The sequence below is a fragment of the Amycolatopsis jiangsuensis genome, assembly GCF_014204865.1.
GTDB lineage: Bacteria > Actinomycetota > Actinomycetes > Mycobacteriales > Pseudonocardiaceae > Amycolatopsis > Amycolatopsis jiangsuensis.
In genome coordinates this window covers 7240033-7253763 of sequence record NZ_JACHMG010000001.1, presented here as the reverse complement: position 1 = coordinate 7253763, position 13731 = coordinate 7240033, and the positions used below count along the sequence as shown (strand labels likewise).

Genomic DNA, 13731 nt, shown 5'->3' with positions numbered 1-13731 from the left:
CCGGACGCTCACGGGGAAACCCGGCCGCCATGAAGGCAGTGACGTGGCACGGCAAGCGGGACGTTCGCGTCGACACCGTCCCGGACCCGACGATCGAAGAGCCCACCGACGCCATCGTGCGGATCACCTCCAGCGGGATCTGCGGATCGGACTTGCACCTCTACGAGGTGCTGGGACCGTTCCTGTCCGAAGGCGACGTCCTCGGGCACGAGCCGATGGGCGTGGTCGAGGAGGTCGGCAAGGGCGTCACCTCGCTCAAGCCGGGTGACCGCGTGGTGGTGCCGTTCACCATCGCCTGCGGCCACTGCTGGATGTGCGATCGCGGGCTCCAGTCGCAATGCGAGACCACGCAGGTGAAGGAGCAGGGCAAGGGCGCGGCGCTGTTCGGCTACACGAAGCTCTACGGCCAGGTTCCCGGCGGCCAGGCCGAATACCTGCGCGTGCCGCAGGCGCAGTACGGACCGATCAAGGTGCCCGATGGGCCACCCGACGAACGGTTCGTCTACCTCTCCGACGTGGTTCCGACGTCGTGGCAGGCGGTTTCCTACGCGGACATCCCCGAGGGCGGTTCCGTGGTCGTCTTCGGGCTCGGCCCGATCGGCCAGATGTCCGCCCGGATCGCGCAGCACCGCGGCGCGGGCAAGGTGATCGGCGTCGACCTCGTGCCGGAACGGCTGGCCCGGGCACGCGCACACGGGGCGACCACTGTGGACCTGCGGGACCACGACAAGATCGGCGACGCGATCCGGGACCTCACCGAAGGCCGCGGAGCGGACTCGGTGATCGACGCCGTGGGGATGGAAGCCCATGGCGCGCCCGGCGGCAAGCTCGCGCACACCCTGGTCGGCCTTCTCCCGCAACAGCTCGGCCAGATGGCGATGCAGAAGTCCGGGATCGACCGGATGAGCGTGCTGTACGCGGCGATCGACAGCGTGCGCCGCGGCGGAACGATCTCGCTGTCGGGGGTGTACGGCGGGATGGTCGACCCGATGCCGATGCTGGAGCTGTTCGACAAGCAGATCCGGCTCCACATGGGACAGGCGAACGTACGCCACTGGCTGGACGACATCATGCCGGTGCTCACCGCGGACGGCGATCCCCTGGGCGTGGAAGGCTTCGCGACGCACAAGATGCCGCTGGCCCAAGCACCGCACGCTTACGAGATCTTCCAGAAGAAGCTCGACGGCGCCCAGAAAATCCTGTTGGAGCCTTCCGCATGACGGCAGCGAGGACGGCGACAGTCACCGAGACGGCCAAGGTCGCCGGCGGCGTCCTGCTGCCCACGCTGGCCGGCGGCGTCATCAAACGCCGTCCGGCGGTCATGCAACTGGCGCAGCGGCTGCAGCTCGACCGGCCGTCGGTCCGGGTCGTCACGCAGCTGCGGGACAAGTACGACGGACGACCGTTGCGGCTGCGGGTCCCCGGGCGGTCGGTCGCGCTCGCGCTGTCGGCCGACGACGTGGGGACGGTGCTCGCCGGCGCGCCGATACCGTTCAGCCCGTCCACTGTGGAGAAGCGAGCCGCACTCGGGCACTTCCAGCCGCACGGGGTGCTCGTCTCCCCTCCGGAGCAACGGGAGCAGCGACGCCGCTTCAACGAAGAGGTGCTGGAGCCGGGGCACGCACTGCACGAACTGGCCGGTCCGTTCGCCGAGGCCGTCGCCGAGGAGGCCGGCCGGCTTCGGGAAAGCCCGGTGCTGGACTGGGATCGGTTCGCCCGGTCCTGGTGGCGGCTGGTCCGGCGGCAGGTGCTGGGCGCGTCGGCGCGTGACGACGACCGGGTCACCGATCTGCTCGCGCGGCTTCGCCTCGACGCGAACTGGGCGTACCTGCATCCTCGCCGCGACGATGCCCGGCGGGAATTCACCCAGCGCCTGCAAGCACACCTGGACCGAGCGGAACCCGGCAGTCTCGCCGCGACGATCGCCGAGGTGGACGGCACCACTCCCGCTGCCGATCAAGTGGCGCACTGGCTTTTCGCTTACGACGCCGCGGCTATCGTCACTTTCCGCACCCTCGCGCTGCTGGCGAGCCATCCGGAGGCGGCCCGCACGGCGCGGGCCGACCAGTCCCCTGAGCTGCAGTTCCTCCGTGCGTGCGCGCTCGAGTCGGTGCGGCTGTGGCCGACCACGCCGATGCTGCTGCGCGAAACGACGGAACAGACCGAATGGGGCCGGGCCGGTACGACGATTCTCGTGTTCACCCCGTTCTTCCACCGCGATCCCACCCGGATGTCCTATGCGGACAGTTTCGTGCCGTCGATCTGGCTCGACGGGCGGGCGGCCGCGCAACCCGCGCTCGTGCCCTTCTCCGCTGGCCCGGCGATCTGCCCCGGACGCGATCTGGTGCTGTTCACCGTCAGCACGCTGCTGGCCGAGCTGCTGCGGGACCGGGACTACCGGCTTTCCGGAGCAGAGCTTTCCGGAGCAGAGCTTTCCGGGGCCGGGCTTTCCGGGGCAGGACCGTTGCCGGCCAGCCTCGATCCCTTCCACCTGCGCTTCACCACGCACACTCCCGAACAGGAAGGACCACCACCGTGACAGACCGGCGAGAAGACGCCAAGCACCGCCAGCTGGACGAGGTCCGGGTCGATCCCGCGAACACCGAACTGACCACGCAGCAGGGCGTGCGCGTCGGACACGACGATGATTCCCTCAGCGCCGGCGCACGCGGGCCGACGTTGCTGGAGGACTTCCACACGCGGGAGAAGATCACCCACTTCGACCACGAGCGTATTCCCGAACGCGTGGTGCACGCCCGCGGTGCCGGCGCGTACGGCTACTTCGAGGCCTACGACGACTCGCTTTCCCGCTACACCACGGCCGAATTCCTCACCAGCGGCGAGCGTATCCCGGTGTTCGTGCGATTCTCCACCGTCGCCGGTTCGCGGGGATCCGCGGACACCGTGCGGGACGTACGAGGCTTCGCGACGAAGTTCTACACCCGCCAGGGCAACTACGATCTCGTCGGCAACAACATGCCGGTGTTCTTCATCCAGGACGGCATCAAGTTCCCCGATTTCGTGCACGCGGTGAAACCCGAACCGCACAACGAGATCCCGCAGGCCCAGTCCGCGCACGACACGCTGTGGGACTTCGTCGGCCAGCAGCCGGAAACCATGCACATGATGCTGTGGCTGATGTCCGACCGCGCCATCCCGCGTAGCTACCGGATGATGCAGGGCTTCGGCGTGCACACGTTCCGGCTGGTGAACGGCGAGGGCAAGGGCACCTTCGTGAAGTTCCACTGGAAGCCGGTCGCCGGCAGCCATTCCCTGGTGTGGGACGAGGCGCAGAAGATCGCCGGCAAGGACCCCGACTTCAACCGCCGCGACCTGTGGGACTCGATCGAGGCGGGCCGGTACCCGGAGTGGGAGCTGGGGGTGCAGCTGGTCGACGAGTCCGCGGAGCACGACTTCGGCTACGACCTGCTCGACGCGACGAAGATCATCCCGGAGGAGGACGTGCCGGTGCTGCCGGTCGGGCGGCTCGTGCTCGACCGCAACCCGGAGAACTTCTTCGCCGAGACCGAGCAGATCGCGTTCCACACCGCCAACGTGGTGCCGGGCATCGATTTCACCAACGATCCGCTGCTGCAGGCCCGCAACTTCTCCTATCTGGACACCCAGCTGATCCGGCTCGGCGGCCCGAACTTCTCGCAGCTGCCGGTCAACCGGCCGATCGCCCGCGTGGCCACCAACCAGCGGGACGGCTACGGGCAGCAGGACATCCACCAGGGACACACCAGCTACTTCCGCAACACCCTCGGCGGTGGTTGCCCCGCGCTGGCGGACTCGGGTGCGTTCCACAACTACACCGAAGCCGTGTCCGGGAAGAAGATCCGGGAGCGCAGCGAGAGCTTCCAGGACCACTACAGCCAGGCCACGCTCTTCTGGAACAGCATGAGCGACGTGGAGCGCGAGCACATCGTGGCGGCGTTCCGGTTCGAGCTGGGCAAGGTGGAGGCGCATCCGGTGCGGGAGACCGTGGTGGGGCACCTGAACCAGGTCGACCACGACCTGGCGGTGCGGGTCGCCGCCGGGGTCGGCGTCACCGAACCGCCGGCCGGCCCGCCGAACCACGGGCGGCGTTCGGCGGCCCTTTCGCAGCTGAACCAGCCGAATCTCACCCCGCACGGCCGGAAGGTCGCGATCCTCGCCGCGGACGGCGTCGACGCGGTCGGTGTGCAGCGGCTGGTGTCCGCCCTCGACGCGGCCGAGGTCGACGTCGAGGTGCTGGCGCCCGCGGACGGCACCCTGCGGCCGGGTTCGGACGGCGAGCCGGTCAAGGTGGACAAGCAGCTCAACACCATGGCGTCGGTGCTCTACGACGCGGTCGTCGTGCCGTGCGGACCGGACAGCGCCCGCACGTTGGAGCAGGACGGGTACGCGGTGCACTTCGTGGCGGAGGCATACAAGCACGCCAAGCCGGTCGCGGCTTTCGGCTCCGGCCGGGACGTGCTGCGCCGGGCCGGGGTGCAGGAACAGCTCGCGGAGGGCACCGAAACGGAGTTCAGCCAGGGCGTGGTGACCACCGGCGCCTCGGCCGGTGATCTGCCGGAGGAATTCGGCGCGTCACTGCTGGCCGCGCTGGCCGATCACCGTGCATGGGAACGCAGGACCGACTCCGTACCCGCGTGACGACACAGGACGGGCCCCGCCGGGAAAGGCGGGGTCCGTTCGGTGCGCGCGGTCAGGGGCGACGCCAGCTGTCGTCCGGAAAAGCGGTACCGGCCTGAGCGCCCATCTGGATCAACCCGCCGTCGACCACCAGCGACGCTCCGGTGATGTATCCGGCCGCCGGAGTCGCGAGGAACGCCACCGCGGCGGCCACCTCGCGGGCGTCGCCGGTGCGCCCCAGCGGGACACCGGGACGGCGCTGCTCTCGCGGGTCGGCGTCGGTCTGGCCGGTCATCGGGGTCGAGATCTCGCCAGGGGCGACGGAATTGACCGTGATGCCGTGCTCGGCCAGCTCCAGGGCGAGCACCTTGGTGAGCGCGCCTGCGCCGGCCTTGGCCGCGCAGTACGGCGCGGCGCCGACCCGCGGCACGTGCTCGTGCACGCTGGTGATGGTGATGATGCGGCCGCCGCGGCCTGCGGCGATCATCCGCCGCGCCGCCCGCTGGGCGCACAGGAACACCCCGTGCAGGTCGACGTCGACGACCTGGCGCCAGGTGTCGAAGTCCATGTCCATGACGAGTTCGGAGCTGCCGGTCCCGGCGCAGTTGACGAGCACGTCCACGCCGCCGAGTTCGCCGGCGAGCTCGTCGATCGCACCGGTGGCGGTGGGCAGGTCGGTGAGGTCGAGCTTCCGTACGCATGCGGACACCCCCGCCTCGCGTGCTTCGGCGGCGGTGTCCTCGGCGCCCTGTTCGTCGGAGTGGTAGGTGATGCCCACGTCGAGGCCCCCGCCGGCGAGTGCGACGGCGACCGCCCGCCCGATCCCGGAATCGGCACCGGTCACGATCGCGGTGCGGGGTCCGTCGGTTTCCCCGGGCAGCGGTGCTGGATCGGCCACGGTCGTACTCCTCTTCCTGTGCGGTCAGCGGCGGGCCCGCGCGGTGGCGCGGTTGTTCTCCTTCTGCAGCGCGGTGATCAGTTCACTCTTCGACATCCGGGACCGGCCGCGGACGCCGAGCTGCCGGGCCCGCCCGTAGAGGTGCGCCCAGCTGGCGTTGGCGTCCACTCCCCCGGCCGTCTCGGTCACCGGCTGCCCGGCACCGCGCTCGGCCTGAGCATCCGACGGTCCGCGCTCGGGCTTCTCCTCCCAGTGGTCCCCGACCTTTTCGAAGGTGTGTTTGAGCGCCGAGTACGCGGTCTGCTGCGCGCGGCGGCCGGGGCCGTAGGTCTCCAGCGCGGAATCGTGCGCGGCGACCCAGGTGTCCTGCGCCTTGCGGGGTGAACGCCGCAGAGTGGCGGGCAGATCTTCACGTCCGGGCATCGGTCCTCCACGGTCCTCGCTGGCCCCCGGCTTCCGGCCTACCCGGCGAGAGGGTCCGGAAACGCGGGAACAAGGGACGTATACCCCTGTACGGGTGATGACGGACGTCGCGTGGGTAACCCGTACGGCCCTGGGTAGCCGTACCCGGAGTATCCGAGATCCACAGCACGAAGGAGTAGCCGCCGTGAGCACCCGCATCCAGCTCGATCCGAAAAGCGCCACTGTGCCGTGCGAACGCTGTGGCCGGTCGACCCTGCACGTCGCCCGGCTCGTCCGGGAAGACGGCACTCCGGTCAGTCACACCATGGTGTGCACGACCTGCACTCCGCGCCGGCACCAGAGCACCGTGCCGAGCCCGCGCCCGGCGGCCTGACCCGCGTCACTCCTGCCGTGGGCGCAGCCGCCGCGGCACCAGCAGCCAGAGCGAACCGAACAGCAGCAGGGAGAAGACGCCGACCACCGCCATGGCCGTCGCCCCGTAGACGACTTTCGCGATCAGCGACACGGTCAGCGTGATGGCGAGCGCGAGGCACGCCAACCCGGCGACAACGACCCGGTTACCCGCTTGGAGGATCCGGTCGCGGGCGCCAGTGCGAAACAGCAGCCGGTGCCAGGCCGCGGGCGCGGTGAGCAGGGCGGTGGAGGCGACCGCCAGCAGCACCGCGGACAGGTGCAGTCCCTTCTCGAAGCCGCTGGCCTCGCGGAACTGGCTGGTGAAGACCACCGAGAGCAGGAAGCCGAACAGGATCTGCACCCCGGCCTGCGCGACGCGCATTTCCTGCAGCAGTTCCCCCACGTTCCGGGTGAGCTGCTGGTTGCGCGTCTCGCCCGTTCGCTCGGCCACTGCCCGAGTGTAATCAGCCACGGTAGTGGTACGGCAGTGTCAGATCCGCCGAAACCGGGTAAGTTCACCGGTAGCGCGGTTGAGACTGCAGCCGGTCGCCCATTGCCCTTCCCGGGCCGGTGTGACGAGCTGCCGCGAGGTGGTCCTCGTCCTCCGGTTCCGCAACTGGAGGCCAGTCATGATCGACGTCACCGAATCCAGCAGCCATTCCGTCGCGGGATTCGAGGTGGTGACCCGCGCCGAGGGCACCGTCCTGCGGGTCTCCGGCGAACTCGACCGGCCCGCAGCCGCACGGCTCATCGGGCAGCTGCAGGTCGAAGTGGACCTGCAACCCACGGCACTGCTGGTCGACCTGGAGGACGTCGGCTTCTGCTGCGCCCCCGGGTTCGCCGCCCTCCTCGACGCGGGCGGCCACGCACACGAATGCGGGGTGCCGTTCGCCATCGTGTCGTCGCAGCGGGCCGTCCTCCGTCCGTTCGAGAAGCTCGGCCTCGGCCGGGTGCTCCGGCTGCACCGCGACCGCGAGCAGGCCTGGAGGTGGCTGACGGAGGTCGCCGAGCCGGCACGCTCCTAGCTCCTAGCCGGCGCGGAGCCCGGCCACCGCCTCCACGACCTCCGCCGGCTCGATGCCGTCGAGACACGGATGCCGGGGCACCGGGCAGGTGCGGGCCCGGCTACCGCGGCAGGGCGCGTGCTGGTCTCCGAGGAGGGCCGCGGGCACGCCGAAGGGGGCCCATCGTGCGGCAGGCACCACGGGCGCGAACAGCGAAACCACCGGCGTGCCGACCGCCACGGCCAGGTGCGCCGGGCCGGTGTTGGGAGCGACCACCACGTCCGCACCGGCCAGCACCGCGGCCAGCTCGGCAGGCCCGGTGCGGCCACCGAGATCGGTGGCGACCTCCCCGGACACCTCGGCCGTCACCTGCTTGTCGGCCGGGGAACCGGTGACCACGACGTGATGTCCAGCCGCCACGAGCGCTTGCACGATGCGTCCGGTGTGGACAGTCGAGGGCTGGCGGGCCGGTACCGACGCCATCGGATGCACCACCACGTAGCGGCCGGCGCCGACGAGGCCGGAGACCTCAGGCAGCGGACGGCGGACCGCCAGCCGGCCGTCGTCACCCGGAGGCAGGGGGTATCCAGCGGCTTCGGCGAGCGAAAGCATCCGCAGCGCCTCCGGCGGATCGCCGTCGACGCGGTGACGCAGGTCGAGCAGGCTACCCGGGTAGTCGTCGCACACCGCGCCGATCCAGGGCACGCCGGCCATCCGCAGCACGAGGGCCAGCGGAAGCGGCGACTGGTGGAAGGAGGTGAGCACGAGCGCGGCGTCGAACCCGCGCAGGCTCGCCGCCAGCTCCAGCACACTGTCCCCGGTCACCGGCGGCGGTTCCGGGTCGATCCACGGCGCACACCAGGTCCGTACCTCGTCGACCCCCGGAAGCAGCTCGGCGGCCGCGCGGCCCCGTGGCCCGGCCAGGAAGGTGACGTGCTCGACGTGAGCCGCGACCGCACGCACACACGGACCGGAGAGCAACACGTCCCCGAGGTTGTCCTGGCGAGCGACCAGAACCCGCGTCATGCCGCAACCGCCTTCGAGGACAGCGGGCCGGCGGGTCTGGCCTGGCCGAGTGCGGCTGACACCGCGGACCCAACGGAACCAGCCACCACGTCCGCGACCCCTGCGGCGCCAGCCGCCGTGACCACAGGCCCAGCGCAACCACCCGCCACAAACACCACAGCCTCACCGGAACCACCCGCCGCGAACACCGCAGGCCCGCGGGCACCAGCCGGCATGACCACCGTCCTTCCGGCAACCCGGCCCGTGCCTACCTCCTCGCGATTCCCGTTGCACCCCAACCAAACCCGCGTCATCCGGTCACCCCTGCCAACCGGACTGCCTCGGTGAGGTCGGCCGCTACCAGTGCCGTCTCTCGCGCGCGGACGACTTCCTCCGGGCGGGTCCGCGCAGTCGGCACCAGCACGGCGCGCGCGCCGGCGGCGAGTGCTGCGTCGAGGTCCGCTCCGGTGTCTCCGATGACGACGCAGTCGCGTGGGTGCACGGAAAGCTCCTCCGCGGCTCTGAACACCAGACCGGGAGCGGGTTTGCGGCACGTGCAGCCGTCACCGTCGTCGTGCGGGCAGACCTGCCAGGTCGCGAACGGGCCGAACAGCTCGTCGACGCGGGCGTTCACCGCGGCCAGCCGGTCCGGCGCGATGAGTCCTTTCGCGACACCGGACTGGTTGCTGACCACCCCCACGCGGACACCCCGGCCACGCAACGCCGCCACCAGGTCCACCGCGCCGTCGATCGGCCGCACCTGCGCCGGATCCGCCAGGTACGGCACGTCGTGGATGAGGGTGTCGTCGCGGTCGAAAAGCACCGCCCGTACCGGACGGCGACGCGCGCTGATCTCGCCACGGAGCCGGTGGAAACAGGCCGCGGGCGGGATGAGCACACTCGTCACGGCCATCCGGGCCAGCTCCCCCGGCGCCGCGGGACCGGCCGCGATCCGGCGGGCAGCGAACTCCCCGGTCAGGCCTGCCCACACCGCGGCGGCTGCCAACGCAGGCCGGCGTTTCCCCACCGCCGACGCACCGAGCGCCACCACCCCGGCGGCCACGGTGAGTGCGTGCTTGCCGAGCCGCCCTTGCCCGGCACCAGTCCGCTGCCGCCACAACACTCCGTGCTTGTACCGCATCAACGCGTTGTCGGCGTTGCCGCGCTGCGCACGCACGCTCGCGAAGAACCCGGACCGCCGCGCGGGGTGCACGGTGACCCGCTCGCCGCGGTCGATGCGGTGCCCCTCGAGCGTCACTCGCAGCGCGAGGTCGGCGTCTTCCCGGAACGCGCGGGGGAACCGTTCGTCGAAACCGCCCGATTCCACCAGCGCGGACCGGCGGTAGGCCATGTCCGCGGTGATCCACCGCGCGGTTTCCAGCCCGGCGGTGCCCCGTTCGTCGTCCGTCGGCTTCCGGCCGCCGGGCAGCGGCACGGTGATGCGGGCCTGGGACGCGGCCACTTCCGAAGGCAGTCGTGCCAAATCCGCGGCCAGTCGCGCGGGCCAGTCCTGCGCCAGCACCACGTCGTCGTCCACGAACGCGATCCACTCGGTGTCCGCGGCACGCCAGCCGACGTTGCGCGCGGCGGCCGGCCCCCTGCCGTGCGAGCGCAGCACCCGGACTCCGGGTGGCACGTCGAGCCCGTCCGGCTCCGGGCGGTCGTCGACGACCACCACCGGCACGGACGAACTCACCAGCGTCTCCAGCAATGGAAACAGTGCGGGGCGGCCGGTCGTGGGAATGACGACCGTGTAAGCGGGCGAAGTACTCACCCGGCCCGGATTACCCTTCCGCGGGCGTGGCAAACGGCACGTATGCCCGGCGGCATACGGGGTAACCGGATTTCCGAGTGAACTCGAGGAGGTGCGGATGACCGCGGTGGACCAGACAGCCGTGCTCGAAATCGTCAGTCCGGTGGACGGCCGCCCGGTGGGCTCGGTCCCGGTCTCGAGCCGGGACGAGATCAGTGCCGCCTTCACTTTCGCCCACCGCGCCCAGCCGGTCTGGGCACGGACCCCGGCGGGCGAGCGGGGTTCGATGCTGCGCAACGCGGCCGTGCGGTTGCGCGCCCACGCCGACGAACTGGCCGATCTCAACCGCAGTGAGACCGGCAAGCCACGCGAAGAGGCCAGGGAAGGTGCGCTGGCCGGCGCTGCGACGCTCGAGCAGTACGCCGAGCTGGGGCCGGTGCACCGCGGGCGCAGCCTGCTCGGCGACTTCGCGGCGACCGACCTGATGGTGCCGGAGCCGCGCGGGGTGGTGGTCGCGCTGACGCCGTGGAACGACCCGGTCGCCGTGGCGTGCGGGCTGCTGGGCGCCGCGGTGGTCACCGGGAACACGGTGGTGTACAAGCCCAGCGAACGCTGCCCGCGGACCGGCGGGCTGCTCGGCGAGGTGCTCGCCGGCACGTTCCCCGACGGCGTTCTCCAGACCCTGCACGGTGACGGCCGGGTCGGCGCGGCGCTGGCCGCGCGAGACGACTTCGACCTCATCGCGCACGTCGGCAGTACCGCGACCGGGCGATCGATTGCCGCGAGCGCGGCGGCGACCGGGGCGAAAGTGCTGCTGGAGAACGGTGGCAACGATCCGCTCGTCGTGGACGAAGGGGTGGATCCGCGCTGGGCCGCGGAGCAGGCCGCCCTCGGCTCGTTCGCCAACGCGGGCCAGATCTGCGTTGCGGTGGAACGGATCTACGTGCACCAGGCAGTCGCGGAACCGTTCATCGAGGCGCTGGTGGAGCAGGCACGCAGCCACGACACTCCGCCGCTGGTCGACACCCGCCACCGTAGCGACGTCCATTCCCAGGTCGAGGACGCAGTGTCCCGTGGCGCGACAGCGCGGACCGGGGGCGAAATCCCGTCCGGCCCGGGCGCGCACTACCCGGCGACGGTGCTCACCGGCTGCGCCAAAGGAATGCGGGTGCTGCACGAGGAGACCTTCGGCCCGGTAGCGCCGGTGCGGGTGGTGGACACCTTCGAACAGGGACTCGCCGAAGCGGCCGACGATGAATACGGGCTCGCCGCGACGGTGCTCACCCCGTCGATGACGCACGCCCAGCACGCCTGGCGCGAACTGGCGGTCGGCACGGTGAAGATCAACGCGGTGTTCGGCGGCGCTCCCGGTGGGGCGGCGCATCCGCGGCGGCGCAGCGGTACGGGCTACGGCTACGGCCCGGAACTGCTCGACGAGATGACCCAGACGAAACTCGTCCACCTCTCGCCACCGGGCCCCGCGTGAATTCTCGGCTGGACCGGACACCGATCGGCTGGATCGCCCGTGCGTTGCGCACCCCCGGCCGGGAACGCCGCACCCTGGTGCAGACGGCCAAGGCGACCTTCGCCGCCGTGGCGTCCTGGTTGCTCGCCACGCAGGTCATCGGCCTGCCGCAACCGTTCCTGGCGCCCTACGCGGCGGTGTTCCTGGTCGAATCGACGGTGTACCGGAGTCTGTACGGCTGGGTGCAGCAGGTCGGCGCGGTCGCCACCGGGGTGGTGCTGGCCGCGCTCGCCACGCTGGTAATCCCGGAGCAGACGGTGGTGCTCGCCGTCGTGCTGTTCGCCGGCCTGCTGATCGGCTCCTGGTACCGCTTCGGAAGCTCGGGAGTGTGGGCCGGGGTGACCGGCATGCTGCTGATCACCTACGGCAACGCGGGCAACTCCGAACTGCTCGGTGACCGGCTGCTGGAGACCGCGCTGGGAGCGGCGATCGGGCTGGCGGTCAACATGCTCATCGTCCCGCCGCTCTACGGCGAACGGCTCGCCGTGGCCGGCGACCGGCTGGCTGCGAAGATGGCCGGGCTGCTGGAGGACACCGCCGAACTGGTCCGCACCGACGAACCGGAGGCGGAGATCGAGGACTGGCTGCGCAGCATCCGCGACGTGCGCAGCATGGCCCGCGAAGCCGAGGAAGCGGACAGGATGACCCGCGAAGGGCGGTTCCTGAACCTGCGACGCCGCAGCAGGCACACCGGCCTGCGCCACGACCGTCCGCTCCGGGCTCTGCGTGGGCTGTGGCCGCCGGTCGAGCAGCTGGTGAATTCCGTGCGCACGGCGTCGCAGGGCCGGGAGCCGTTCCGGTATCCGTGGCCGCAGGCCCGCGACGCCCTCGCGGAGCTGCTGCTCGAATTCGCCACCGCCATCCGGAGCGCGGGCACACCGGGCACGACCCTTGACCTCGACCGCTGCCGCGAGCTGCTGGACCAGGTGGAAGACCACCTCGTCTCGTCCGACCGCGGCGTCACCGCCACGCTGGGTCTCGGCGCGATGGCCCTGCCTGCCCGGCGGCTGCTCCAGCAACTCGACGACGGTTGAGCCGACCCACGGCGGGTAGCCCGGCGGCATGAACGCGCAACGGATCGTCGTGACCGGCGCGACCGGCAACATCGGCACCGCCGTGGTCCGCGCACTCGCCGCGGATCCCGCCGTCGGCGCCATCACCGGGCTGGTCCGGCGCCCGGCCGGGGATCCGCCACCGAAGACCGAGTACGTCCGGGCGGACGTGGCCCGCGACTCCCTCACCGCCGCTCTGCGCGGTGCCGACGCCGTCGTGCACCTCGCGTGGCTCTTCCAGCCGACGCACCGGCCCGACCGCACCTGGGAGGCGAACGCGCTCGGGTCCATCCGGGTGTTCGAGGCGGCCGCGGAGGCCGGCGTGCCCGCGGTCGTCTACGCGTCGTCGGTCGGCGCGTACTCGCCGGCCGCCGGTGACCGTCCGGTCGCCGAGGACTGGCCGACCCACGGCTGGCCCGGTGCCGCCTACACCCGGGAAAAGGCTTACGTGGAGCGGTGTCTCGACGCCTTCGAACGCGCCCATCCGGCCATGCGGGTGGTCCGGGTGCGGCCGGGTTTCGTGTTCCAACGGAGTGCGGCGACCGAACAGCGGCGGCTCTTCGGCGGACCGCTGATCCCCGGCAGTCTCGTCCGCCCCGGCTTGCTTCCGGTGTTCCCGGACATCCCGGGCCTGCGGTTCCAGGTGGTGCACAGCAACGATCTCGCCGACGCGATCCGCCGGTGCGTACTGCGGCCGGTCTTCGGCGCGTTCAACGTGGCCACCGACCCGGTGGTCGATTCCGGCACACTCGCCGGACTACTGCACGCGCGCCGGGTGCCGGTACCGCCGAGCCTGGTGAAGCCGCTGCTGGCCACGGCCTGGCGCATGCACCTGGTCCCCGCGACGCCCGGATTGTTCGACGCAGTGTTGCGGCTGCCGGTGATGGACACCTCCCGCGCCCAGTCCGAACTGGACTGGCGGTCCACGCTGACCGCGCAGGAAACCCTGAGCGAGTTCCTGCGCGGGCTGCGCCGCGGCGCGGGCGGCGGCACCCCACCACTGGCCCCGGACGAGCACCGCGCACACGAGATCGCCACTGGTGTCGGCCAACGGCCCTGAT

General features: G+C 71.3%; 13 protein-coding genes. 8 read left to right on the top strand and 5 right to left on the bottom strand.

Annotated features, from left to right (window positions below; all coding sequences use genetic code 11):
- Window positions 1-29 precede the first annotated feature (29 nt).
- From BJY18_RS32860 to BJY18_RS32850, 3 genes are read left to right on the top strand one after another with little or no spacing between them, the layout of a single operon-like run.
- On the top strand, window positions 30-1220 hold the full coding sequence (locus BJY18_RS32860) for a zinc-dependent alcohol dehydrogenase (RefSeq protein WP_184783746.1): 1191 nt from the start codon (window positions 30-32) through the stop codon (window positions 1218-1220).
- Entirely contained in the window at window positions 1217-2539 is a 1323-nt protein-coding gene (locus BJY18_RS32855) for a cytochrome P450 (RefSeq protein WP_184783745.1), read from the top strand. Before BJY18_RS32860 ends, BJY18_RS32855 begins: the two co-directional genes overlap by 4 nt.
- Entirely contained in the window at window positions 2536-4638 is a 2103-nt protein-coding gene (locus tag BJY18_RS32850; protein WP_184783744.1) for a catalase, read from the top strand. Before BJY18_RS32855 ends, BJY18_RS32850 begins: the two co-directional genes overlap by 4 nt.
- Before the next feature lie 52 nt (window positions 4639-4690).
- Here BJY18_RS32850 and BJY18_RS32845 read toward each other — a convergent pair whose 3' ends face one another.
- Together BJY18_RS32845 and BJY18_RS32840 are read right to left on the bottom strand one after the other, a co-directional pair.
- Window positions 4691-5515, bottom strand: coding sequence for an SDR family oxidoreductase (locus tag BJY18_RS32845; protein WP_184783743.1), 825 nt, complete (start codon window positions 5513-5515; stop codon window positions 4691-4693).
- A gap of 24 nt (window positions 5516-5539) precedes the next feature.
- Complete coding sequence (locus tag BJY18_RS32840; RefSeq protein ID WP_184783742.1) at window positions 5540-5938, bottom strand: ChaB family protein; 399 nt, start codon at window positions 5936-5938, stop codon at window positions 5540-5542.
- Window positions 5939-6122: 184 nt separating this feature from the next.
- Between BJY18_RS32840 and BJY18_RS32835 the strand changes: the two genes are divergently transcribed.
- Entirely contained in the window at window positions 6123-6311 is a 189-nt protein-coding gene (locus BJY18_RS32835; RefSeq protein ID WP_184783741.1) for a hypothetical protein, read from the top strand.
- Window positions 6312-6317: 6 nt separating this feature from the next.
- On the opposite strand, the gene BJY18_RS32830 is transcribed toward BJY18_RS32835, so the two are convergent.
- Complete coding sequence (locus BJY18_RS32830) at window positions 6318-6782, bottom strand: DUF6328 family protein (protein WP_184783740.1); 465 nt, start codon at window positions 6780-6782, stop codon at window positions 6318-6320.
- A gap of 178 nt (window positions 6783-6960) precedes the next feature.
- On the opposite strand from BJY18_RS32830, the gene BJY18_RS32825 reads away from it, so the two are divergent.
- Complete coding sequence (locus BJY18_RS32825) at window positions 6961-7356, top strand: STAS domain-containing protein (RefSeq protein ID WP_184783739.1); 396 nt, start codon at window positions 6961-6963, stop codon at window positions 7354-7356.
- Window positions 7357-7359: 3 nt separating this feature from the next.
- Here BJY18_RS32825 and BJY18_RS32820 read toward each other — a convergent pair whose 3' ends face one another.
- Both BJY18_RS32820 and BJY18_RS32815 read right to left on the bottom strand, forming a co-directional pair.
- Entirely contained in the window at window positions 7360-8361 is a 1002-nt protein-coding gene (locus tag BJY18_RS32820; RefSeq protein ID WP_184783738.1) for a glycosyltransferase family 9 protein, read from the bottom strand.
- A 289-nt stretch (window positions 8362-8650) separates the two neighbouring features.
- Entirely contained in the window at window positions 8651-10114 is a 1464-nt protein-coding gene (locus tag BJY18_RS32815) for an HAD-IIIA family hydrolase (RefSeq protein WP_184783737.1), read from the bottom strand.
- A 97-nt stretch (window positions 10115-10211) separates the two neighbouring features.
- Between BJY18_RS32815 and BJY18_RS32810 the strand changes: the two genes are divergently transcribed.
- The 3 genes from BJY18_RS32810 to BJY18_RS32800 are packed head-to-tail and all read left to right on the top strand — an operon-like array spanning window position 10212 to window position 13730.
- On the top strand, window positions 10212-11579 hold the full coding sequence (locus tag BJY18_RS32810; protein WP_184783736.1) for an aldehyde dehydrogenase family protein: 1368 nt from the start codon (window positions 10212-10214) through the stop codon (window positions 11577-11579).
- On the top strand, window positions 11576-12652 hold the full coding sequence (locus BJY18_RS32805) for an FUSC family protein (protein ID WP_184783735.1): 1077 nt from the start codon (window positions 11576-11578) through the stop codon (window positions 12650-12652). Before BJY18_RS32810 ends, BJY18_RS32805 begins: the two co-directional genes overlap by 4 nt.
- Before the next feature lie 28 nt (window positions 12653-12680).
- A complete protein-coding gene (locus tag BJY18_RS32800; RefSeq protein ID WP_184783734.1) occupies window positions 12681-13730 on the top strand; it encodes an NAD-dependent epimerase/dehydratase family protein in 1050 nt (349 codons plus the stop codon).
- The last annotated feature ends 1 nt before the right edge of the window (window position 13731 follow it).